This is a genomic window from Cellulomonas pakistanensis (assembly GCF_016862755.1).
Classification (GTDB): domain Bacteria; phylum Actinomycetota; class Actinomycetes; order Actinomycetales; family Cellulomonadaceae; genus Cellulomonas; species Cellulomonas pakistanensis.
This window is the reverse complement of record NZ_BONO01000003.1, coordinates 203,681-224,736: the sequence shown is the minus strand read 5'-3', so window position 1 is coordinate 224,736 and position 21,056 is coordinate 203,681. Positions and strand designations below refer to the sequence as shown.

Below are 21,056 nucleotides of genomic sequence, written 5' to 3'. Positions count from 1 at the left end.
GCACCACGGGTGGTGCGGGCCACCGGCCGCGTCGGGACTACTCGTTGTCGCCGCCCGTCGACACGGTGGCGCTGGACCGCTGGGGGCCGCCCTCCTCCGTGCCGGTCTCGCCGGCGTCGGGCCACACCCAGTCGCGCACCTCCGGGATGTCCTCGCCGAACGTCCGGGTGTAGTTGTGCGCCTTCAGCCGCGCGTCGACCATGCGCTGCCGCAGGCCCGCGTGCTTCGAGCCGAGCGACGGCACCTGGTCGATCACGTCGATCACCAGGTGGTACCGGTCGAGGTCGTTGAGCATGACCATGTCGAACGGCGTCGTGGTGGTGCCCTCCTCCTTGTACCCCCGCACGTGCAGGTTCTTGTGCCCCTTGCGGCGGTACGTCAGGCGGTGGATCAGCCACGGGTAGCCGTGGTACGCGAACACGATCGGCTTGTCCGTCGTGAACAGCGTGTTGAAGTCCCGGTCGGACAGGCCGTGCGGGTGCTCCCGCTCGTCCTGCAGCCGCATGAGGTCGACGACGTTGACCACGCGCACCTTGAGGTCCGGCAGCTCCTGGCGCAGGATGTCGGCCGCCGCCAGCACCTCGAGGGTCGGCACGTCGCCCGCGCAGCCGAGCACCACGTCCGGGTCCTCGCCCTCGACCTCGGTGCCCGCCCACTCCCAGATGCCGAGGCCGCGGGTGCAGTGCGCGATCGCCTCGTCCATCGTGAGGAAGTTCGGCGCGGGCTGCTTGCCGGACACCACGACGTTGACGTACTGCCGGCTGCGCAGGCAGTGGTCGTAGGTCGACAGCAGCGTGTTCGCGTCCGGCGGCAGGTACACCCGGACGATCTCGGCCTTCTTGTTGACCACGTGGTCGATGAAGCCCGGGTCCTGGTGGCTGAACCCGTTGTGGTCCTGGCGCCACACGTGGCTGGACAGCAAATAGTTCAGGCTGGCGATCGGCCGGCGCCACGGGATGTGGTTGGTGACCTTCAGCCACTTGGCGTGCTGGTTGAACATCGAGTCGACGATGTGGATGAAGGCCTCGTACGAGGTGATCAGGCCGTGCCGGCCCGTCAGCAGGTAGCCCTCGAGCCAGCCCTGGCACTGGTGCTCCGACAGCATCTCGACGACGCGGCCCATCCGGGCCAGGTGGTCGTCGACGTCCGTCGGCAGGTACTCCGCGTTCCACTGCTTGTTCGTCACGTCGAACACGGCCTGCAGGCGGTTCGACGCCGTCTCGTCCGGGCCGAAGATCCGGAAGTTGTCCGGGTTCCGGCGGATGACCTCGGTGAGGTACTTGCCGAGCTCGCGGGTGGCCTCCGAGATGGAGCCGCCCGGCACCGGCACGTCGACCGCGAAGTCGCGGAAGTCGGGCAGGCGCAGGTCCTTGAGCAGCAGCCCGCCGTTCGCGTGCGGGTTGTCGCTCATCCGCAGCGTGCCGCCGGGGGACAGGGCCGTGATGTCGGCCCGGACCGCGCCGTCCGCGTCGAACAGCTCCTCCGGGCGGTACGACTTCAGCCAGCCCTCGAGGACCTGCAGGTGCTCGTCGGTGTCGCGGGCGCTGGCCAGCGGCACCTGGTGCGAGCGCCAGGAGTTCTCGACCTGCTTGTCGTCGATGACCGGCGGGCAGGTCCAGCCCTTGGGGGTCTTGAAGATGATCATCGGCCAGGACGGGCGGGACTCGTCGCCCGCGGCGGCGCGCGCCTTGATCTCGGCGATCTCGTCCAGCACGACGTCGAGCAGCTCGGCGAACCGGGCGTGCACGGCCGCGTGGTCCTCGCCGTCGAACCCGCCGACGAACAGGTGCGGCTTGTGGCCGTATCCGCGCATGAGGTCGAGCAGCTCGTCCTCGGGGATGCGCGCCAGCACCGTCGGGTTGGCGATCTTGTACCCGTTGAGGTGCAGGATCGGCAGCACGACGCCGTCCTTGGCCGGGTCGATGAACTTGTTCGAGTGCCACGACGTCGCCAGCGGGCCGGTCTCGGCCTCGCCGTCGCCGACGACCGCCGCGACCAGCAGGTCCGGGTTGTCGAACGCCGCGCCGTACGCGTGGGACAGGGCGTAGCCGAGCTCGCCGCCCTCGTGGATCGACCCGGGGGTCTCCGGGGCCACGTGGCTCGGGATGCCGCCCGGGAACGAGAACTGGCGGAACAGGCGGCGCACGCCCTCCTCGTCCGGCGTGATGTCCGAGTAGACCTCGGAGTACGTGCCGTCCAGGTAGGCGCTGGCGACGAGACCCGGGCCGCCGTGGCCGGGGCCGGTCAGGTAGAGCGTCGACTGCTCGCGCTCCGCGATGACGCGGTTCAGGTGCGCGTACAGGAAGTTGAGACCCGGCGTGGTGCCCCAGTGGCCCAGGAGCCGCGGCTTCACGTGGTCCTTGGTCAGCGGCTCCCGCAGCAGCGGGTTGGCCAGCAGGTAGATCTGCCCGACCGACAGGTAGTTGGCCGTCCGCCACCAGGCGTCGATCCGCCGCAGCGTCTCCTCCGAGACCGGCTGGCCCGAACCGGCCCGCCACGTCTCGACGGGCACCGTCGTCGTCGTCATGCTCTCTCCCCGTTTCGCAGAACCACGGATGTGCCGTGGGCCCGGTCGAGCACCCCCCGCCGGGCCGTCCCAGCCTTGCGGCGCCGGACGCCGCGATCCGGGACGTCCGTCCCAGGACGCCCCGTGGCTGCTCAGCGCAGCCGGATCCATACAACCCCATCGGGTGGGGCGCCGCACCAGGCCGGACGGGATCCGTGGCGCGGGCGGCGGGGTGCGGCCGGGGGCGGGGTCGTGACCCGGCGCCGGGCCGCCGGTTCCGGTGCACCCAGGTCCGCCGGGTACCGTGCTGCGGTGCCCTCCACCCCGCCCGCGGAGCCCCCGCTCACGCTGTGGCGCGTCGCGCGCACCCCCCGGATGATCGGGCTGCTGGTGCTGTTCCTCGCCGTCGCGGCCGCCTGCGGGTTCCTCGGCGCCTGGCAGCTCGACCGCGCGGAGGTGCGCGGCGCCGCCGCCCAGGCGGCGCGGCTCGCCGAGATCGAGGCCCAGCCGCCCGTGCCGATCGCCGAGGTGCTGCTGCCGCAGACGACGTTCGAGGGCGAGCTGGTCGGCCGCCGGGTCGAGGTCGCGGGGGAGTACGAGGCGGACGGGCAGCTGCTGGTGCCGGGCCGAGCGCTGGGCGAGCGAACCGGGTCGCTGGTGCTCACCCCGCTGCGCGTCGCGTCGGACGACCCGGCCGTCGACGGGGCGGTGCTGCCGGTCGTGCGCGGGTGGGTGACCGGCGACGACCCCGACGCGCCGGGGCTCGAGGTACCGGCGGGGCCGGTGCTCGTCACCGGGTACCTGCAGGCGTCCGAGGACTCCGGCGCCGACCACGCCTCGCTCGCGCCGGGGACGACGGACTCGATCTCGTCCGCCGAGCTGCTCGGGGTCTGGGGCGGGCCGATCTGGACCGGCTACGCCGTGCTGACGAGCTCGCAGCCGGCGCAGGACGTGACCGTCGAGCTGCTGCCGCCGCCGACCCGGTCCGGGACGGGCCTGAACATCCAGAACCTCGGGTACGCGGCGCAGTGGTTCGTGTTCGGCGGGTTCGCGGTGTTCCTGTGGGTGCGGCTGCTCAAGGACGAGGTGCTGCGGCTGTCCGGCGCGTTCGACGAGGAGCCGGAGGGCGAGGGCACGGCCGACGGGGACCCCGCACCGCGTGCCGCCGGCGGCGTCGAGGACGCGCGCGCCTAGTCGCGGGGCTCAGCCCCCGCCGCGACGACCGCGCCGCCCGCCGAGCGGTCGCGGATCGGGGCCTTCCGCGCCCGGAAGCGGCCGAGCTGCGACCGCTCGGCGCCCGAGCGCCCGCTACTCGCGCTGCCAGGAGTGCCAGAGGGAGGCGTAGTCCCCGCCCGCGGCGACCAGGTCGTCGTGCGGGCCGATCTCGCTGATCCGCCCGGCGTCGACCACGGCGACCCGGTCGGCGTCGTGCGCGGTGTGCAGCCGGTGCGCGATGGCCACGACCGTGCGGCCGTGCAGCACCGCGGACAGCGACCGCTCCAGGTGCCGCGCGGCGCGGGGGTCGAGCAGCGACGTCGCCTCGTCCAGCACGAGCGTGTGCGGGTCGAGCAGCACGAGCCGGGCCAGCGCGACCTGCTGCGCCTGCGCGGGCGTGAGCGGCGTGCCGCCGGAGCCGACCGGCGTGCCCAGACCCTCCGGCAGCGCCCGGACCCAGTCCCACGCGTCGACGGCGCGCAGGGCCCGCTCCAGGGCGGCGTCGTCGGCGGACGGGTCGGCGAGCCGCAGGTTGTCCGCGAGCGGGCCGACGAACACGTGGTGCTCCTGGGTGACCAGGGCGACGTGCCCGCGCAGCTCGTCGAGCGGCAGGTCGACCAGCGGCACCTCGCCGACGGTGACGGAGCCGCCGGTCGGCGGGTGGATGCCGGCGAGCATCCGGCCGAGCGTCGACTTGCCGGCGCCCGACGGTCCGACGACGGCGAGCCGCTCGCCGGGCCGCAGGTCCAGGTCGACGCCGTGCAGCACGTCGTGGCCCGCCCGGTACGCGTACCGGACGCCGCGCGCGGTGACGTCGGAGCCGTCGGGCCGGGCGTCCCGGGCGGTGCGGTCGGACGCGACGTCGGCCACGCCGAGGATCCGGGCGAGCGACGTCGCGCCGACCTGGATCTCGTCGAGCCAGAAGATCAGCTCGCCGATCGGGTGGATGATCTGCGTCGCGTACAGGGCGATGGTCGTGACCGCGCCGATCGTGGCGTGCCCGGTCGAGATCAGGTACGCGCCCCAGGCCAGCACCGCCACGACCGGCAGCACGAACGACGTGTCGACGCCGGGGAACAGCACGGAGCGCAGGTTCAGCGTCGCGCTCTCGGCGGCGAAGGCCTCGCGCAGGTCGGCGTCCACGCGGGCCCGCCGGCGCGCGCCGAGGCCGAGGGCGTCGACGGTGCGGGCGCCCTCGACGGACTCCGTGATCGTGCCGTTGAGCGTGGCGTAGGCGGCCGACTCCCGCAGGTACGCCGGGGCCGCGCGGCGCAGGTACCACCGGGTGACGGCGAGCAGCAGCGGCACGCCGGCGAGCAGGCCCACGGCGACCAGCGCGTTGGTCGCGAACGCCGCGACCAGGGTCAGCACGATCGTCGCGGCCGTGACCAGCAGCCGGGGCACGCCGAACCGGACCGTGTACTGGACGCGGTCGATGTCGGTCGTGGTCCGGGCGACCAGGTCGCCGGTGCCGGCGCGCTCGACGGTCGACAGCGGCAGCCGGGTGACCGTGGCGACGAACTCCTCGCGGAGCTCGGCGAACACGGTCTCGCCCAGGACCATCGCGGCGCGCTGGGCGTACCGGATGAGCACGGTCTGGGCGAGCACGGCGACGACGAGGACCAGCACCGTGCGGTCGACCGCGGCGGTCGTCGTGCCGGAGACCACGCCGTCGACCAGCCGGCCGAGCAGCCACGGGCCGGCCAGGCCGGCGGTCGCGGCGAGCACGTGCAGCAGCACGACCACGCCGAGGCCGCGGCGGTGGCGGCGGAGCAGCGCGGCGGTGTGCCGGCGCAGCGCGGGGGCGTCAGCGACGGGCAGCTTCACGGCGGTCCTCCTCGTCGGTCGTGGTCGGGGCGGTGGGGTCGTCCGGGGGCGTGTCGCCGGCGGGGTGGGCGTCGTGGCCGGCGGGGGCGTCGTCGGCGGGCGTCCCGGCGGGCTCGTCCTCCGCGCGCGACACGACGGCGCGGTAGGCGGCCCCGGCGGCGTCCCGGGCGGTGACCAGCTCCCGGTGCGTCCCGGTCGCCACGACCCGGCCGCCGGCGACCAGCGCGACCTCGTCCACCGCGTCCAGCACCAGGGGGCTGGCGGTGACGACGACGGTGGTGGCGCCGCGGCGGGCGTCGGCCAGCCGGCGGGCGATCCGCGCCTCGGTGTGCGCGTCGACCGCGCTGGTCGGCTCGATCAGCACGAGCACCTCGGCGCCGGTGAGCAGCGCCCGGGCGAGCGCGACCCGCTGCCGCTGACCGCCGGACAGCGACCGGCCCTTCTCCTCGACCTCGCCGTCCAGGCCGCCGGGCACGGAGTCGAGCACGTCGGCCGCGTCCGCGACCGTCATCGCCTCGAGCAGGGCGTCCCGGTCCGCGCCGCCGCGGACGTCGAGCTCGTCGGCCAGCCGGCCGGTGAACAGGTGCGGGGTCGACTCGGCGACGACGACCCGGTCGCGGACCTCGGCGAGGCCGAGCTCGGTCAGCAGCGCGCGGCCCCAGCGCACCCGGGACAGGCCGGGGTCGTCGGCGGGGTCGCGCGGCGTGGGGATCGTGCCGTCCTGGCCGGACTCGAGGAGGTCCTCGTCGTCGGGCCCGCCGTGCCGCGCGGGCCCGAGGCGGCCGAGCCGCAGGGCGAGCCGCGCCGTCTCGTCCGGGTCCGCGCTCACGAGGGCGGTGATCCGGCCCGGCCGCACGACCAGCCCGCTGGCCTCGTCGACGAGCGGCTCGCCGGCGCCGGGCGACGCCGCGGGGGTGGCCGGGTCGTCGGACCCCGCGACCCGCACGGACAGCACCCGGATGATCTTGCGCGCGCCGACGACGGCGCGGGTGACCACCCGGATCGCCTCGCTGGCGGTCCACAGCGGCTGGGTGAGGAACGCGGCGAAGCCGTAGAACGCGACGAGCTGGCCGGGCGTGATGTCCCCGCTGATCGCGAGCCGCGCGCCGGCCCAGACGACCACCGCCAGGAACAGGCCCGGCAGCAGGGTCTGCAGCGCGTCGAGCAGCGACTGCGTCTGCGACACCCGGACGCCCGCCGCGCGCACCTGCTGCGACTGCTCCCGGTACCGGGCGGCGAACACCTCCTCGCCGCCGATGCCGCGCAGGATCCGCAGCCCGGAGACGGTGTCCGCACCGAGCGTGGTGAGCCGGCCGGTCGCCTCGCGCTGCTCCGCCTGCCGCTTCTGCAGCGGCCGGACGATCAGCGACAGCACCGCGACCACGACCGGCAGGCCGAGCAGCACCAGCAGCCCCAGCGGGACCGAGGTGCTGAGCAGCACGACGCCGAGCACCAGGTACGCCGCGATCCCGCCGACCAGCCGGGGCAGGATCGCGTAGACCTCGCCCATCCGGAGCGCGTCGGAGGCGACGGTCGCGACCACCTCGCCGGTCGGCAGCTCGTCGGTGACGGCGTCGCCGGTGCGGGTGACGTGGTGGCCGACCTGCTGCGACGACGCGAACGCCGCCCGCAGCCAGTTCTCCACGTCGAGCCGGTGGCCCCACACGTTCGTGACCACCTGCACCATGCCGAGCGCGAGCACGCCGAGGCAGCCGAGCCACAGGGCGCGGCCGAGGCCCTCGTCCAGGCCGTCGTCGACGACGCGGCCGAGCTGCCACGGGAGCAGCGCCGCGGCGACGTTCCCGACGACGGCGACGGCGGTCGCGCCCGCGAGCACGCCCAGCTGCCGGCGCCCCTGCCAGAGCATGAGGCGCCAGGGGCCGGTCGTCGGCGGTCGGCCGGGGTCCGGCAGGGGGAGGGGTCGCACGTCGGTCAACGCTACGGGTGACCCCCGACACATCGGCAAGGGTTTTGCCCGCCGGACGCCGCCGCGCGCCCGCCGGTGGGCGAGAATCGCAGGCAGCGTCCCGACCCCCGCCCGAGAGGACCCGCCGCGATGACCGAGCCGACCGGCCAGCCCGCCCCCGCCCCCGCCGCCGCCCCGCGCGCGGCCGCCGTGCCGCCGGGGACCGCGGGGCGGCTGACCCGCTACCGCGTGATGGCGTTCGTCACCGGCACGATGCTGCTGGTCCTGTGCGTGGAGATGGTGCTGAAGTACGTGTTCCACGCGAACGGGGTCGACCCGCAGACCGGCTCGCCGCTGCCCGTCCTCGGCACCTGGATCGCGATCGTGCACGGCTGGATCTACGTCGTGTACCTGGTCACGGTCGTGCAGCTGTGGTCGGCGATGCGCTGGTCGCTCGGCCGGCTGGTGACGATGGCGCTCGCGGGCGTCGTGCCGGTCATGTCGTTCGTCCTCGAGCGCCGCGTGCACGCCGAGGCGCAGGCCCGCCTGGGCTGAGCGCCCGCCGCGCCCCGCACCCGCCGAGGTCGGCCGCCCGCGCCCGGGGCGGCACCCGCAGCTGCCGGCCGCACACGTGCCGGCGCCGGCGCGTCAGGCGGCGGCGCGGGCCGGGCGACGCGCGCGCCAGCGGGCGACCGGGCGCTCCACGAGCCACCAGCTCGCGGTCGCCGCCAGCAGCGTGAGCGCGATGCCCAGCGCGGCGCCGGCGAGGTCGTCCGGGTGGCCCAGCCAGCGGACGATCGCGCCGTTCCACAGGTACGCCGCGTACGACACGGTCCCGAGGGCGACCGCGGGCCGCAGCCAGCGGGTGGGCAGCGCACGCCAGCCGCCGACGTAGCTGATCAGCACCACGGTGGCGACGGCGACGGCCGGGACGCCGAGCAGGTACCAGGCGGTGTGCGCCGCCAGGCCGCTCAGCATCGTGGCGGCGAGCAGCGCCGCGACCAGGCCGACCTGGACCGCCCGGCGCGCGCCGGCCGTCTGCGGCAGCCGCTCGGCGACGGCGCGGCGGCCCAGGTAGCCGGCGCAGCCGATGAGCAGCGCGGCGCCCCACGAGGTCGGCAGGGCGTAGATCCTGGCGACGTCGGGGACCACGAGCAGCAGGGTCACCATGCAGGCGGCCAGCGCGGCGGCCACGCACACGGCGGTCGCCCCGCGCAGCCAGCCCCGCCGCCAGGCCCACGCGAGCAGGATCGGCCACACCAGGTAGAACTGCTCCTCCGCCGCGAGCGTCCAGAAGTGGTAGACCGACTCGCTGCCGTGCGGCAGCCCGGGGATGTTGATCGTGTAGGTCAGCGCCGCGACGAGGGTCTCGAGCACCAGGTGCGCCTCGCCCAGCAGGTCGAACGCGCCCTCGACCACCACGTACCCGGCGAGCATGAGGAGCAGCGGCGGGTACAGCCGCAGCAGCCGGTGCCCGTAGAACCGGCCGAACCGGATCCGCCCGCCGCGGTCCAGGTCGCGCATGAGCACGCCGGTGATGAGCCAGCCCGACAGCGCGAAGAAGATCGTCACGCCCAGGACCCCGGCGGCGCCGAACCGGTCGGGCGCCGCGTGGTTGAGCAGCACGAGGCCGACCGCGAGCCCGCGCAGGGCGTCGAGGCCGGGCAGTCGACCCGTCGGGGCCCCGGGGGCCCCCGGCGCGGGCACCGGCGCGGCGTGTCCGGTACCGGGCAGGCCGGGGTTCGTCGGCGCGGCGGCCGGTGCGTCATCCCTCACGTAACGGAAGGTATGTCCGGATTGTCGCGTTTGGATAGACCGCTGCGCCAGGCGGGTGACGACCGGCACGGGATCTTCACACACCCGCACCGACGCTGACGTGAGAGGAGGGTGGCGCCGCGTCGCCCGGTCCTCCCGCGTCAGGTGCGGAGCCGCAGGTCCCGCCCCGTGGAGGGCGTCGTGGCTATGCTCGGGAGTCGCCCGGTGCGGAAGGAGGTGGCCGTGAGCCTGCACCACATGCAGATCGGCGAGGTCGCCGAGCGCACCGGCCTGTCGCTGCGGACCATCCGGTACTACGGGGAGGTCGGCCTCGTCCGGCCCTCGGCCCGCACGCACGGCGGTTTCCGCCTGTACACCGAGCCCGACATCGCACGGCTGGAGCTGATCAAGCGCATGAAGCCGCTCGACTTCTCCCTCGACGAGATGGGCGACCTGCTCGGCGTGCTCGACCGGATCAACGAGCCGGGGATCACCGCCGAGGAGCACGAGGCCCTGCTCGAGCGCCTGCGGATGTACCGGCTGGCCGCCGAGGAGCGGTCCCGGGCGCTGCGCGAGCAGCTCGCCGTCGCCGAGGACTTCCACGAGAGCCTCCGCAAGGAGATCAGCCGGCAGCGCCGCATCGGCGAGCGCTCCGGCTCCTGAGGCGTCCCGACCCGTCGTCGGCTCGCACTACCCTGGTGCGGTGACCGACGCCCCCGCCACGCCCGCGCCGCCGCCCTCCGACACGCCCCGCCCCGTCCTCGTCGTGGACTTCGGCGCGCAGTACGCGCAGCTGATCGCCCGGCGCGTGCGCGAGGCGAACGTCTACTCCGAGATCGTCCCGCACACCGCGTCCGTCCAGGACCTCCTGGCCAAGGACCCGTCGGCGATCATCCTGTCGGGCGGCCCCTCGTCCGTGTACGCGGCCGGCGCCCCGTTCGTCGACCCGGCCCTGTTCGACGCCGGCGTCCCCGTCCTCGGCATCTGCTACGGCTTCCAGGCGATGGCGAAGGCCCTCGGCGGCGAGGTCGCGCAGACCGGCAACCGCGAGTACGGCGGCACCCCCGTCGAGGTCGTCGCCACCGGCACCGTGCTGGCGGACAGCCCCGAGCAGCAGACCGTCTGGATGAGCCACGGCGACGCGGTGCACGCCGCGCCCGAGGGCTTCGAGGTGCTCGCGACGTCGGCCGGGTCCCCGGTCGCCGCGTTCGAGGACCGCGCCCGCCGCCTGTTCGGCGTGCAGTGGCACCCCGAGGTCAAGCACTCGCCGCTCGGCCAGCGCACCCTCGAGCACTTCCTCTACGAGGGCGCCGGCCTGGCCCCCGAGTGGAACCCGGGCAACGTCATCGCCGACCAGGTCGAGCGCATCCGCGCCCAGGTCGGCGACGCGCGCGTCATCTGCGGCCTGTCCGGCGGCGTCGACTCGTCCGTCGCGGCCGCGCTCGTGCAGAAGGCCGTCGGCGACCAGCTCACCTGCGTGTTCGTCGACCACGGCCTGCTGCGCTCCGGCGAGGCCGAGCAGGTCGAGCAGGACTTCGTCGCCTCGACCGGCGTGCAGCTCAAGGTCGTCGACGCCCGCGAGCGGTTCCTGCACGCGCTCGCCGGGCACACCGACCCGGAGACCAAGCGCAAGATCATCGGCCGCGAGTTCATCCGCGTGTTCGAGGACGCGGCCCGCGAGGTCGTCGCCGAGGCGGGGGAGCACGGCCAGGAGGTCAAGTTCCTGGTCCAGGGCACGCTGTACCCGGACGTCGTCGAGTCCGGCGGCGGCGAGGGCGCGGCCAACATCAAGAGCCACCACAACGTCGGCGGCCTGCCCGACGACCTGCAGTTCGAGCTCGTCGAGCCGCTGCGCACCCTGTTCAAGGACGAGGTCCGCGCCGTCGGCCTCGAGCTCGGCGTGCCGGAGAGCATCGTCTGGCGCCAGCCGTTCCCCGGCCCCGGCCTCGGCATCCGCATCATCGGCGAGGTCACGCAGGAGCGCCTCGACGTGCTCCGCGCTGCGGACCTCATCGCCCGCGAGGAGCTGACCCGCGCCGGCCTGGACCGCGAGATCTGGCAGTGCCCGGTCGTGCTGCTCGCCGACGTCCGCTCGGTGGGCGTGCAGGGCGACGGCCGGACCTACGGGCACCCGGTCGTGCTGCGCCCGGTGTCGTCCGAGGACGCGATGACCGCCGACTGGACCCGCGTGCCGTACGACGTGCTGGCGACGATCTCCACCCGCATCACGAACGAGGTGCCGGAGGTCAACCGCGTGGTGGTCGACGTGACGAGCAAGCCGCCGGGCACCATCGAGTGGGAGTGACGCGCGGCCGCTGAGCCGTGCCGCGCCGGCCCGGTGCCCCTTGGCGGGGTGCCGGGCCGTCGTGCGTCCGGGGCGGGGTCAGCGCGCGGGGTGCACGAGGTCGAGCGCCGCGCGGAGGGCGCCGAGCTCGACCTGGCCGGGCGCGGACGCGGCGCCGACCGTGCCGAACGTCGCGGCGGAGCCGAACGCCCCGCCCGCGAGCCGGCTCGCGACGCCGAGCTCGCCCATCGCCATCGTGATCACCGGCCGGTCCGTGCGGGTCGACGCCTCCCAGGTGGCGGCGAGCAGCGTGAGCACGTCGCCCGGGTCGCGCGGCATCACGGCGACCTTGAGCACGTCGGCGCCGAGGGCGGCCATGCCCAGCAGCCGGTCGACGATCGCGGCCCGCGGCGGCGTGCCGGCGAAGTCGTGGCTGGACCCGACGACCGGAACCCCCGCCGCGTGCGCGCGCTCGACCAGCCGCGCCACGACGGCCGGGTCGCGGCCGACCTCGACGTCGAGCAGGTCGGCCACCCCGGCGTCGACCGCGGCGGCCTGCAGCGCCTCGTAGGCCGCGTCGTCGACGGCGGCGCGCCCGCCCTCGGCGGCGGTGCGGACGGTGACCAGCAGGGGCAGCCCGCCGAGCGCGGCGACGAGCGCGGGGCCGGTCGCGGCGACGTCGGCGGGGGTCGGGGCGCCGTCGGCGAGGTGGTCGACGCGCCACTCCACGACGTCGGGGGCGGCGGCCACGACCGGCCCCGCCTCGGCGACGAGGGCGTCCGGGGTGGCGGCGGTGAGGGGGACGACGACGACGGGCCGGGCGCCGCCGATCACGGCGCCGCGGACCGTCACGGGGGTGCGGCCGGGCGTGCCCGCGTCGGTGCCGGGGGCGGTGACGGGCGGGTCGGCGGGGGTGGGGGTCATGCGGTCCTCCTCGGTCCCGGCCGAGGGTAGCGGGGCCGGATCACCGGTGACGGATGGGCCCACGACCAGGACCTCTGTCCTAGGCTGACGACGTGTCGTAGGTGGGACCTAGGACCCGATCCGCGGGAATCCGGGCTTTGTGCGCGGGGTCACGAGCGTGGATCGGCCACAAACCAAGACCTTCGTCCCACGTCTCGGCCGGCGGGGGGAGCAGGCTCTTCACGTAGGGCTCACAAGGTCCACCGGGCCGGCCGACGGTCGGTCCGCAACGGGGGTATCGGGAAGGGATCGACCACATGGCTACCGTGGCAGCGACGGGCGGCTCGAAGGCTGCACGCGTCATCGGCATCATCTCGGCCATCGCCGGCATCGTCCTCGTCATCGCGGGCGGCGTCACGTGGGGCTCGGTCTCGAGCCACCTCGCCGAGGAGAACATCACCGTCTCGGAGGACGCGGCCGCGTTCGGCGGCCAGCCCGTCACGAGCCCGTGGACGGCGTTCGCGCAGGCCGACATCATCAACCACCACGCGCTCGAGGCGACCGGCGGCAAGACCTACGCCGAGCTCGAGCAGGACGACCCGCTGCGCGACGTCGCGATGAACGCCTCGTTCCTGCGGGCGTCGCTGTTCACCTCGGTCGTGGCGTTCGGCGTCGCCGCCCTGGTCATGGGCCTCGGCGTCATGTTCGTCCTCATCGGCTGGGCGCTGTTCGCCCTCGGCGGCCGCAAGCCCGTCACCCCGACCGACGCCGCGACCCCGTCGCCGGCGCCGCAGGAGAACGTCCGCGCCTGACCGCGCACGGTCGCCGAGCGAGTACCGAACACGTCGAACGAGTACCCAGTGGGTACTCGTTCGACGTGTTGCATGCTCGCTCGGCGAGAGGCGATCAGCGGGCGGGGCGGATGCCCGCCGACCCGAGCACCCGGGCGAGGCGTGCAGGGTCCAGGGCGTCGGCCCAGGTCCAGCGGACGACGCGCAGACCGGTGTCGCGGAGCCGGTCCTCGCGGCGCTTCTCCGTCCAGACCCGCTCCTCGACGGCGCGGCGGTCCCCGACGCCGTCGACGCGGTACTTGAGCCGGCCGTCGAACTCCCCGACGATGCCGAGCCCCGGCCAGAAGAAGTCGCACCGCCCGACGAGACCTCGGCCGTCCCGCACATCGTGCTGGAGAACCGGGCGCGGCAGGCCGAGCTCGATGATCCGCGCTCGGCTCAGCGACTCGCCCGGCGACTCGGCCGCCGCGTCCGCCTCGTCCACGACCCGGCGCGCGGCTCGGACGCCGCGCCCGCCGCCGGCTGCCGTGACCTCCTCGGCGAGACCGGCGACGGACGCGCCGTGCCGTCGCAGTGCGTCGTCGGCGAGGACGAGGCCACGGGCGAAGGACCCCGCGCGCGCCAGGTCGACCACCGTCCGCGCGACGGTCGTGACCGTGACGCCGTCCCGGTCGCGGACCGCGGGGAGGGTGGACACGCGGTGCCGCCGCACACCCGCGGTCGAGGGCGTGTTCGACGAACCACGGACCAGCACGTGCACCTCCACGGGCCAGCGGCCGAGCAGCGGGAGCCGCCACACCGCCGCCGCCGACTCGTGACCGAACAGGGGCGCCGCCAGCTGACGCGCGGTCGCGCGGACACGGAGCCGGTGCCGTTCCGCCTCGTCGGCCGAGGCCCAGGTGTCCGCCGGCACCTACGCGCCGCGACCGACGCGCACGAGCGAACCGGCGCGCTCCGCTCGGCGGAGGTCCTCGCCGGCGAGGCCGCTCGCACGCGCGTCGTCGGCCGTGACCGGTGCCGACACCGGTGCCACGATCGGGAGGGCCGGGCCACCCGTGCTGCTCATCCGTCCACCCTGCCGCACGGGCGGAGTGGGCAGGCCGTCGTCCACAGCCTCGGGTTCGGGCTCGACGCCGAGAGAGCATGAAACACGTCGAGCGAGTACCCACTGGGTACTCGCTCGACGTGTTGGATGCTCTCTCGCGGTCGGCCTCGGGTCAGCGGGGGGTGCGGGGCTTGCGGCGGGCCGCGGTGATGACCGAGCCCAGCAGGAGGGCCAGGCCCGCCGCCGCCAGCAGGACGATCAGCGTGAGCTGGACGTCGATCTGGACGCCCGCGGCGACCACGAGGATCAGGACGCCGACCGCCGCGACGATCAGGCCCCAGACGACCGTGCCGGCCCGCGGGCCGCGTTCCTCCGCGTACGGCGCGGGGGACGTGGTCGTGGCAGGGGTGCCCTGCGTGGCGGTCGAGCCCGCACCCGCGCCCGGCCCCGCGCTCGGCGGGGCGCCGATCGTGCCCGTCGACCCGGGGCCGTACGCGTCGGCCGACGGGGTGGTGGCGGGGCCTGTGCCGTACGCGGCGGTCGAGCCGGTGCCGGTCGAGCCGTAGGGGCCGGTGCCGTGGGCGGCGGCCGAGCCGGACGTGCCGGCGGCGGTCGAGCCGTACGGTTCGGGAGCGCCGGCGGCGGTCGAGCGGGAGGAGCCGGTGCCGGCCGACCCGACCGCGTCCGCCCGGGTCGTGTCGTCGACCTGGTCGCCGCTGCCGGCGTCGTCCACCGTCTCCATCCGGGCGGTGTCGCCGACCGGGGCCGTCGGGGCGGTCGCGTCGACGGTCCCCATCCGGGCGGTGTCGCCGATCGTGTCCATCCGGGTCGTGTCGCCGACCGTGTCGATCCGCTGGGTGGCGTCGACCGTCTCCAGGCGGGTCGTGTCGCCGGTGGTGGCCTCGGTCCGCTCGATTTGCTGCGTGGCGTCGTCGATCGTCGCGACCTCGGTGGTCTCGTCGTCCGACGCGGCGCCGTCGTGCAGCTCGATGCGCTCGGTGACGGGCTCGTCGGCGTCGTCCCGGCGGGGGGACTCGGGTCCGGTGGTCATCAGTCCTCCTCGATGGTGATGCTGCCGACGCCGACCTCGACGGTGAGCTCGATCTGGGCGTCGTCGCGGTCGGTGACGGCCTCGCTGGTGAAGGTCTGGTCGTGGCCCACGCCGTCGGTGCGGTCGTTCTTGCCGTCGACCTTCCAGGTGACGTTGCCCGCGCCGGAGGTGACGTCGGCGACCACGGCCGCGCCCTCGGGCACGATCACGGTCACGTCGCCGAGGCCGCCGCTGATCGGCACCTCGAGGGTCTCGTCGGTCAGGGGGACGCCGGTCAGGTCGACGGTGGCGTCGCCGACGCCGAACGAGTACCCGCGCTCGGCGGCGACGCGGCTGGTGGGCGCGGTGTCGATGGTGCGCACCGGCCCGCGGTCGCCGTCCCAGTGGTCCCAGCGCGCGTCGTCGGCGAGCACGGCGGGGCCGGCGACGACCATGCCGATGATCGCCAGCGCGGTGAGCCCGCCGGCGGTGCGGCCGCGGAGCCCGGACACGATGATCCCGAGGCCGACCAGGAGCACGCCCCCGCCGACCACCACGGCCGCGATGGGACCGTCGTAGACGCCGGTGCGCTCGGCGAGCAGCAGGCCCGCGAGGCCGAGCAGGATGACCGCGACGACGACGCCGGTCAGGGCGGCGCCGGGTCCGCGGCGCGGCGGCTTGGGCGGACGCGGCGGCGTCGGCGGGGCGGGCGGCGGCGGGTTCCAGCCGCGGCTCGGCGGCGCGGGCGGGACGGGCCCCTGAGGGCGCCGGGCGCCGGGGCCGGCCGGGGCCGACCCGTACGGCTGCGCGCCGTACGGCTGCGCGCCGTAGGGCTGGGCGCCGTAGGGCTGGGCCCCGTACGACTGCGACCCGTACGGCTGGCCCCCGGCGGGCGCCGACCCGTACGGCGCCGGGCCCCCGGGCTGCGGGGCCGGCCCACCCACGGGCGCGGTGGCGCCCGCGACGGGCGCGGCGGAGGCGTACGGCGCGGTCGGGGCGGGGCCCGCCGGCGGGGCGGGCGGGGTGCTCGGGGTGGTCATCGGACGCGGTCCTTCCTGGGTCGGGGGCTGCCACGACGGGCCGCGCGGGCGGCCGTCCCGGTCGCGCCGGAGCGCGCTGACGACGATCACGATCCCGGCGGCGACCACGGCGATCCACGCCAGCGCGCGGATCCACTCGACGCCGAACGGGCCCCAGGCGAACCACCAGTCGCCGCCGCTGAACCCGACGACGACCAGGGCGATCGCCCCGAGCAGCGCGATGTCGAACCGGCCGCGGATGGTCTCCTCGAGGTGGATCCGGCCGTCGGCCTGCTCGGGCAGCAGCGCCCACGCGAGGCCGTACAGCACGAAGCCGAAGCCGAGCAGCATGCTGACACCCACGATGCCGCGGGCGAGGAGCGGGTCGATGCCGAACCGGGCGGCGAGGCCGCCGGCGACGCCGCCGACCCAGCGGTCCTGCGAGCGGGTGAGACCCGCCCGGCGGATCGCGTCGAAGAAGCCGGAGGTCCCGTGGCCGTCGGACGGGGGTGCCGGGGGAGGCACGGGGCCAGGGGCACCGGGGCCGCCTGGCGGCACGGTGCCCGACCCGCGGTCGGCGCTGTCGTTCGTCATGGCTCGATCCTGGCGCGCGGCGTGCCGGCGGCGGCATCGGGTACCCCCCTGACCCGCCCCTGAATGTGGCCCGGGGGTCCCTGATCTCGGCCCCCGAGGGGTTCGGCGGCGCTCCGGGACGTGTGACGATCAGGGCATGGAGTCCCCGTCCCGCCTGCCGCTGCGCCGCCCGGAGCGCGGCCGCGTCGTCGGCGGCGTCGCGGCCGGCGTCGCGCTGCACCTGGGCCTGTCCGTGCGGCTGGTGCGCGTGCTGTTCGTGCTGCTCACCCCGGTCGGCGGGATCGGTGCGGCGCTGTACGTGTTCTGGTGGGTGACGATCCCGGTGGGCGACCCCGCCGCCGCGGCCGACGCGGACCGGCCCGCCGAGCTGTCCCGCCTGCACCGGCCGCTGGAGAGCGAGACCGTGCACCGGCTCCGCCGGCTGCCCTGGACGGAGATCGCGGTCGGCGTCGCGCTGCTGGCGGGCGCGGCGGCGATGCTGCTGGCCCGCGCGGGCACGGACGTGGTGGGCAACTGGGTGGTCCCGGTGCTGCTGCTGGTCGCGGGCGCCGCGCTCGCGTGGAGCCAGCTCGACGCGGTGCAGCGCGAGCGGAAGCACGGCAGCCGCGGCCCGGTGAGCGTGCTCCGGCTGGTCGGCGGCCTCGTGATCGCCGGCGTGGGCGTGCTGCTGCTCGTCGGCCAGGAGGCGACCCCGGGGACCCTGGTGCAGTCGACGGTCGCCGCCGTCGCGGTGCTGGGCGGCGTGGCGCTGGTGCTCGCGCCGTGGTGGCTGCGCCTGGTCCGCGAGCTCGGCGACGAGCGCGCCGCCCGCGCCCGGGAGTCCGAGCGGGCGGACATCGCCGCGCACCTGCACGACTCCGTGCTGCAGACCCTGGCCCTGATCCGCGCGCGGGCGGACGACCCCACCGAGGTGGCCCGGATGGCCCGCGCGCAGGAGCGCGAGCTGCGCGCCTGGCTGTACGACGACCGCCCCGAGCCCGGCACGTCGGTGGCCGCGGTGCTGGCGGCGGTCGTCGCCGAGATCGAGGACACCCGGACCGGCCCGGACGGCGAGGCGGTGACGATCGAGACGGTCGTGGTCGGCGACACCGAGCCCGACGCGAGTACCGACGCGCTGCTCCAGGCGGCCCGTGAGGCGCTGCTGAACGCCGTCCGGCACGGGCGCCCGCCGGTGACGGTCTACCTGGAGGCCGGGCCCGACGAGGTCGAGGTCTTCGTGCGCGACCGCGGCGACGGCTTCGACCCCGACGCGGTGCCGGCCGACCGGTTCGGGGTCCGGGAGTCGATTCTGGGGCGGGTGCGCCGGCGGGGCGGGACGGCGTCGGTGGTGTGCAAGGACGGCGGCGGCACCGAGGTGCGGCTGCGGATGCCGCTGGTGCGCGAGCCCGCGGTGGCGGAGGACGAGAGGACGATGCAGGGATGAACGACGCTCCGGTCGACGTGGTGCTGGTCGACGACCACCTGATGTTCCGCGCGGGCGTCAAGGCGTCCCTCGACGACCGGGTGCACGTCGTCGGCGAGGCCGCCACGGTCGACGAGGCGATCCAGGTCGTCCGCGCGACGCAGCCGCCGGTCGTGCTGCTGGACGTGCACCTGCCCGGGGGCGACGGCGGCGGTGGCGCCGAGGTCATCCGCGCGTGCACCGACCTGCTGGGCGGGACGCGGTTCCTCGCGCTGTCGGTCTCGGACGCCGCCGAGGACGTCGTCGCCGTGATCCGCGCCGGCGCGCGCGGCTACGTCACCAAGGCGATCTCCGGCCCCGACCTGTGCGACGCGGTGCTGCGCGTGGCGGGCGGCGACGCCGTGTTCTCGCCGCGGCTCGCGGGCTTCGTGCTCGACGCGTTCGGGGCGGCGGCGGGCGACGTGGCGACCGGCGACGACGAGCTCGACCGGCTGTCGGCCCGGGAGCGCGAGGTCATGCGGCTGATCGCCCGCGGGTACTCCTACCGCGAGGTCGCGGGGGAGCTGTTCATCTCGATCAAGACCGTCGAGACGCACGTGTCCGCGGTGCTGCGGAAGCTGCAGCTGTCGTCGCGGCACGAGCTGACCCGGTGGGCGGCGGCGCGCCGGCTGCTCTGAGCCGGGCACGCCGCCGCCGGGGTCACCCGGGGTGGCGCGTCAGACGTTGCACTCGTAGCGGACTCCGTCGACGTAGTGCACGCCGTTGCCGAGCTCGGCGCAGGTCTCGACGAGCGAGGCGACCCCGAACGCGCCGAGCGCCAGCGCCACGACGCCGGCGACCAGCCACAGCGCGCCGACGATCACGCCGGCGACCGCGAGCCCGCGGCCCGGCACGCCGCCGCGGCGGCCGCGGACCAGCACGACGATGCTGATCACGAGGCCGATGAGCGCGGTGCACGGGATCACGGCGGTCACGAGACCGACGATCGCCAGCGTGGGGCTCGGGGCCGGCTGCGCTGCGACCGGGTACGGGCCCGGGGCGGAGCCGTAGGGCGCGGAGCCGTACGCCTCGGGCGCGGCGGGGTACGCGCCCGGAGCCGGGTAGGCACCGGGGGCGGGGTGGCCGCCCGGCACCGGAGGCGTCACGCCCTGCGGCTCGTCGGCGTGCGGGCGCTCGGGCTGGGCCTCGCCCGGGTTCGGCTCGCCGGAGTTCGGGGGCACGGGCGTGGTCATGACATCCTCGGATTCGGCTCGTCGGGCACAGCGGTGCGCGGCCGGCGGGCCGCGCAGGGATCCTGTCACGTACCGGGCGCCGAGCGAGGGAAGTTCCGATGGACGTCGTGTACGGCCTGCTGGTCGTGCTGCACCTGGTCGGCTGGGCGATCGTGCTGGGCGGCTGCCTCGTCACGCTGCGCACGCCGGCGTTCCCGAGGGGCGCGCTGCACGGCGCCCTGACCGCGCTGGTCACGGGGATCGTCATGGTCGGGCTGCGGTCCGCCGAGGTCGGCGGGCTCGAGCCGCCGGACAACGCCAAGATCGGCGTGAAGCTCGTCGTCGCGCTCGTGGTGACCGGGCTGGTCTGGTACGGCACGCGCCGGCCCGAGCGGGTCACGCGGGGGCTGGTCGGCGCGACGCTGGGGCTGACGCTGGCGAACGTGGTCGTGGCGGTGCTCTGGCGCTGACGCGTCGCATCGGCGCGGTCCGCCCCGGCGCGTCCGACGACGGACCTCCGACGAGAGCCGTCAGCCCGGCGCCGGCCCGGTCGACTCCCGCGCCACCAGCGCGACCGGCACCGTCGCGGCCCGCACCCCGGCGCCGTCCCCGGTCACCAGCCCGAGCAGCAGCTCCGCCGCGAGCCGCCCCTTGCCGCCCGTGTCCTGCCCGACGGTCGACAGCCGGGGGGTGACCTGCCGGGCGAGCTCCGCGTCGTCGTAGCCGAGCACCGACACGTCGTCCGGCACCCGGACCCCGGCGTCGGTCAGCCCGCGCACGACGCCGGCCGCGAGCACGTCGGCGGTCGCGAGCACGGCGGTGACGGCCCCCGCGCGCACGTCCGCGGCGAGCCGCGAGCCGAGCGCCACCCCGTCGCCGTACGTCGTCCGCGCGTCCAGCACCCGCACCGCGGACGCCGGCAGCCCCGCGGCGCTCGCGGCCGCCCGGAAGCCCGCGAGGCGCGCCTCGACCACGCCGCTGGTGCCGTCCGCCGGCCCGCAGAGCACCAGCCGCCGGTGGCCGAGCCCGGTCAGGTGCTTCCCGGCCAGCCGCCCGCCGCCGAGGTCGTCGGACCCGACCCGCGCCTGCGTCGGGCCGGCCGGCCCGCCCGCGTCGACCAGCACCGCGGGCAGGGTCGTGGGCAGGTCGAGCCCCGCCACCGCGGCGTCCGTGAACCCCATCAGGACGACGCCATCGAGCCCCCACCGCCGCACGGAGTCGCGCACGTCGGCGGCCGTGGTGACCCCGCGCAGCATCAGGTGGTGGTCGTGGCGGCGCAGCGCCGCCTCGAGCGCCCCGGTGACCGCCACGTCGTGCGGCGACCCGAGCAGGCTCGCGGCGTCGGCCCGGCCGGGCAGCAGCAGCCCGACCAGCCCGCTGCGGCGCGCGACGAGCGTCCGGGCCGCGGCGCTGGGCACGTAGCCGAGGTCGGCGACGGCGGCCTCGACCCGCGCGGCGGTCGCGGGGGAGACGCGGTCCAGCCGCCCGTTGACCACGTTCGACACCGTCATCACGCTGACGCCGACGGCGCGCGCGACGTCCTTGAGCGTGACCGTGTCCACCGGCGC

19 protein-coding genes are annotated in these 21,056 nt (G+C 75.9%); 8 read left to right on the top strand and 11 right to left on the bottom strand.

Annotated elements, in window-relative coordinates; genetic code table 11:
- Window positions 1–37: 37 nt before the first annotated feature.
- On the bottom strand, window positions 38–2,527 hold the full coding sequence (locus Cpa01nite_RS03520; RefSeq protein WP_203667367.1) for a phosphoketolase family protein: 2,490 nt from the start codon (window positions 2,525–2,527) through the stop codon (window positions 38–40).
- Between the two features lie 291 nt (window positions 2,528–2,818).
- Between Cpa01nite_RS03520 and Cpa01nite_RS03515 the strand changes: the two genes are divergently transcribed.
- Entirely contained in the window at window positions 2,819–3,700 is an 882-nt protein-coding gene (locus Cpa01nite_RS03515; RefSeq protein ID WP_239068492.1) for an SURF1 family protein, read from the top strand.
- Between the two features lie 114 nt (window positions 3,701–3,814).
- On the opposite strand, the gene Cpa01nite_RS03510 is transcribed toward Cpa01nite_RS03515, so the two are convergent.
- Both Cpa01nite_RS03510 and Cpa01nite_RS03505 read right to left on the bottom strand, forming a co-directional pair.
- The gene (locus tag Cpa01nite_RS03510) at window positions 3,815–5,548 is read right to left on the bottom strand and encodes an ABC transporter ATP-binding protein (protein ID WP_203667366.1); all 1,734 of its coding nucleotides are present in this window, start codon (window positions 5,546–5,548) and stop codon (window positions 3,815–3,817) included.
- Window positions 5,529–7,475, bottom strand: coding sequence for an ABC transporter transmembrane domain-containing protein (locus Cpa01nite_RS03505; protein ID WP_239068491.1), 1,947 nt, complete (start codon window positions 7,473–7,475; stop codon window positions 5,529–5,531). Before Cpa01nite_RS03505 ends, Cpa01nite_RS03510 begins: the two co-directional genes overlap by 20 nt.
- 129 nt (window positions 7,476–7,604) lie before the next feature.
- On the opposite strand from Cpa01nite_RS03505, the gene Cpa01nite_RS03500 reads away from it, so the two are divergent.
- Complete coding sequence (locus tag Cpa01nite_RS03500; RefSeq protein ID WP_203667364.1) at window positions 7,605–8,009, top strand: DUF3817 domain-containing protein; 405 nt, start codon at window positions 7,605–7,607, stop codon at window positions 8,007–8,009.
- A 93-nt stretch (window positions 8,010–8,102) separates the two neighbouring features.
- Here Cpa01nite_RS03500 and Cpa01nite_RS03495 read toward each other — a convergent pair whose 3' ends face one another.
- Complete coding sequence (locus Cpa01nite_RS03495; RefSeq protein ID WP_239068490.1) at window positions 8,103–9,230, bottom strand: acyltransferase family protein; 1,128 nt, start codon at window positions 9,228–9,230, stop codon at window positions 8,103–8,105.
- Between the two features lie 237 nt (window positions 9,231–9,467).
- Between Cpa01nite_RS03495 and Cpa01nite_RS03490 the strand changes: the two genes are divergently transcribed.
- Both Cpa01nite_RS03490 and guaA read left to right on the top strand, forming a co-directional pair.
- Complete coding sequence (locus tag Cpa01nite_RS03490) at window positions 9,468–9,872, top strand: MerR family transcriptional regulator (protein WP_373307315.1); 405 nt, start codon at window positions 9,468–9,470, stop codon at window positions 9,870–9,872.
- Between the two features lie 40 nt (window positions 9,873–9,912).
- Window positions 9,913–11,514, top strand: a complete 1,602-nt coding sequence (guaA, locus tag Cpa01nite_RS03485) for a glutamine-hydrolyzing GMP synthase (RefSeq protein ID WP_203667363.1) — start codon at window positions 9,913–9,915, stop codon at window positions 11,512–11,514.
- A 78-nt stretch (window positions 11,515–11,592) separates the two neighbouring features.
- Here guaA and aroD read toward each other — a convergent pair whose 3' ends face one another.
- Complete coding sequence (gene aroD, locus Cpa01nite_RS03480; RefSeq protein ID WP_203667362.1) at window positions 11,593–12,417, bottom strand: type I 3-dehydroquinate dehydratase; 825 nt, start codon at window positions 12,415–12,417, stop codon at window positions 11,593–11,595.
- A gap of 296 nt (window positions 12,418–12,713) precedes the next feature.
- Here aroD and Cpa01nite_RS03475 point away from each other — a divergent pair, with 296 nt between their 5' ends.
- Window positions 12,714–13,208, top strand: a complete 495-nt coding sequence (locus tag Cpa01nite_RS03475; RefSeq protein WP_239068488.1) for an aromatic ring-opening dioxygenase LigA — start codon at window positions 12,714–12,716, stop codon at window positions 13,206–13,208.
- A 94-nt stretch (window positions 13,209–13,302) separates the two neighbouring features.
- Here Cpa01nite_RS03475 and Cpa01nite_RS03470 read toward each other — a convergent pair whose 3' ends face one another.
- The 4 genes from Cpa01nite_RS03470 to Cpa01nite_RS18810 form a co-directional block, all read right to left on the bottom strand.
- A complete protein-coding gene (locus tag Cpa01nite_RS03470; protein ID WP_203667361.1) occupies window positions 13,303–14,100 on the bottom strand; it encodes a hypothetical protein in 798 nt (265 codons plus the stop codon).
- Window positions 14,101–14,253: a type IV toxin-antitoxin system AbiEi family antitoxin domain-containing protein gene (locus Cpa01nite_RS18960; RefSeq protein ID WP_373307311.1), complete on the bottom strand. Its 153-nt coding sequence runs from the start codon at window positions 14,251–14,253 to the stop codon at window positions 14,101–14,103. It lies immediately after the preceding gene.
- Between the two features lie 151 nt (window positions 14,254–14,404).
- On the bottom strand, window positions 14,405–15,283 hold the full coding sequence (locus Cpa01nite_RS03465) for a hypothetical protein (RefSeq protein WP_203667360.1): 879 nt from the start codon (window positions 15,281–15,283) through the stop codon (window positions 14,405–14,407).
- Window positions 15,283–16,875 (bottom strand): PspC domain-containing protein, encoded by a 1,593-nt coding sequence (locus Cpa01nite_RS18810; protein WP_203667359.1) that lies wholly within the window; start codon window positions 16,873–16,875, stop codon window positions 15,283–15,285. Before Cpa01nite_RS18810 ends, Cpa01nite_RS03465 begins: the two co-directional genes overlap by 1 nt.
- 136 nt (window positions 16,876–17,011) lie before the next feature.
- On the opposite strand from Cpa01nite_RS18810, the gene Cpa01nite_RS03455 reads away from it, so the two are divergent.
- Window positions 17,012–18,298, top strand: coding sequence for an ATP-binding protein (locus tag Cpa01nite_RS03455; RefSeq protein WP_203667358.1), 1,287 nt, complete (start codon window positions 17,012–17,014; stop codon window positions 18,296–18,298).
- A complete protein-coding gene (locus Cpa01nite_RS03450; protein WP_166942131.1) occupies window positions 18,295–18,954 on the top strand; it encodes a LuxR C-terminal-related transcriptional regulator in 660 nt (219 codons plus the stop codon). Before Cpa01nite_RS03455 ends, Cpa01nite_RS03450 begins: the two co-directional genes overlap by 4 nt.
- A gap of 39 nt (window positions 18,955–18,993) precedes the next feature.
- Here Cpa01nite_RS03450 and Cpa01nite_RS03445 read toward each other — a convergent pair whose 3' ends face one another.
- Window positions 18,994–19,509: a hypothetical protein gene (locus Cpa01nite_RS03445; RefSeq protein WP_203667357.1), complete on the bottom strand. Its 516-nt coding sequence runs from the start codon at window positions 19,507–19,509 to the stop codon at window positions 18,994–18,996.
- A gap of 98 nt (window positions 19,510–19,607) precedes the next feature.
- Between Cpa01nite_RS03445 and Cpa01nite_RS03440 the strand changes: the two genes are divergently transcribed.
- Window positions 19,608–19,958 (top strand): hypothetical protein, encoded by a 351-nt coding sequence (locus tag Cpa01nite_RS03440; protein ID WP_203667356.1) that lies wholly within the window; start codon window positions 19,608–19,610, stop codon window positions 19,956–19,958.
- 60 nt (window positions 19,959–20,018) lie between these two features.
- Here Cpa01nite_RS03440 and Cpa01nite_RS03435 read toward each other — a convergent pair whose 3' ends face one another.
- The gene (locus Cpa01nite_RS03435; RefSeq protein WP_203667355.1) at window positions 20,019–21,050 is read right to left on the bottom strand and encodes a LacI family DNA-binding transcriptional regulator; all 1,032 of its coding nucleotides are present in this window, start codon (window positions 21,048–21,050) and stop codon (window positions 20,019–20,021) included.
- Between the last annotated feature and the right edge of the window lie 6 nt (window positions 21,051–21,056).

What these genes read in the sequence shown, in the direction of transcription:
- Cpa01nite_RS03520 (WP_203667367.1), bottom strand. Translation starts at nt 2,527, where the DNA reads ATGACGACGACGACGGTGCCCGTCGAGACGTGGCGGGCCGGTTCGGGC.
- Cpa01nite_RS03500 (WP_203667364.1), top strand. Translation starts at nt 7,605, where the DNA reads ATGACCGAGCCGACCGGCCAGCCCGCCCCCGCCCCCGCCGCCGCCCCG.
- Cpa01nite_RS03490 (WP_373307315.1), top strand. Translation starts at nt 9,468, where the DNA reads ATGCAGATCGGCGAGGTCGCCGAGCGCACCGGCCTGTCGCTGCGGACC.
- Cpa01nite_RS03465 (WP_203667360.1), bottom strand. Translation starts at nt 15,283, where the DNA reads ATGACCACCGGACCCGAGTCCCCCCGCCGGGACGACGCCGACGAGCCC.
- Cpa01nite_RS18960 (WP_373307311.1), bottom strand. Translation starts at nt 14,253, where the DNA reads ATGAGCAGCACGGGTGGCCCGGCCCTCCCGATCGTGGCACCGGTGTCG.
- Cpa01nite_RS03445 (WP_203667357.1), bottom strand. Translation starts at nt 19,509, where the DNA reads ATGACCACGCCCGTGCCCCCGAACTCCGGCGAGCCGAACCCGGGCGAG.
- Cpa01nite_RS03455 (WP_203667358.1), top strand. Translation starts at nt 17,012, where the DNA reads ATGGAGTCCCCGTCCCGCCTGCCGCTGCGCCGCCCGGAGCGCGGCCGC.
- aroD (WP_203667362.1), bottom strand. Translation starts at nt 12,417, where the DNA reads ATGACCCCCACCCCCGCCGACCCGCCCGTCACCGCCCCCGGCACCGAC.
- Cpa01nite_RS18810 (WP_203667359.1), bottom strand. Translation starts at nt 16,875, where the DNA reads ATGACGAACGACAGCGCCGACCGCGGGTCGGGCACCGTGCCGCCAGGC.
- Cpa01nite_RS03440 (WP_203667356.1), top strand. Translation starts at nt 19,608, where the DNA reads ATGGACGTCGTGTACGGCCTGCTGGTCGTGCTGCACCTGGTCGGCTGG.
- Cpa01nite_RS03475 (WP_239068488.1), top strand. Translation starts at nt 12,714, where the DNA reads ATGGCTACCGTGGCAGCGACGGGCGGCTCGAAGGCTGCACGCGTCATC.
- Cpa01nite_RS03450 (WP_166942131.1), top strand. Translation starts at nt 18,295, where the DNA reads ATGAACGACGCTCCGGTCGACGTGGTGCTGGTCGACGACCACCTGATG.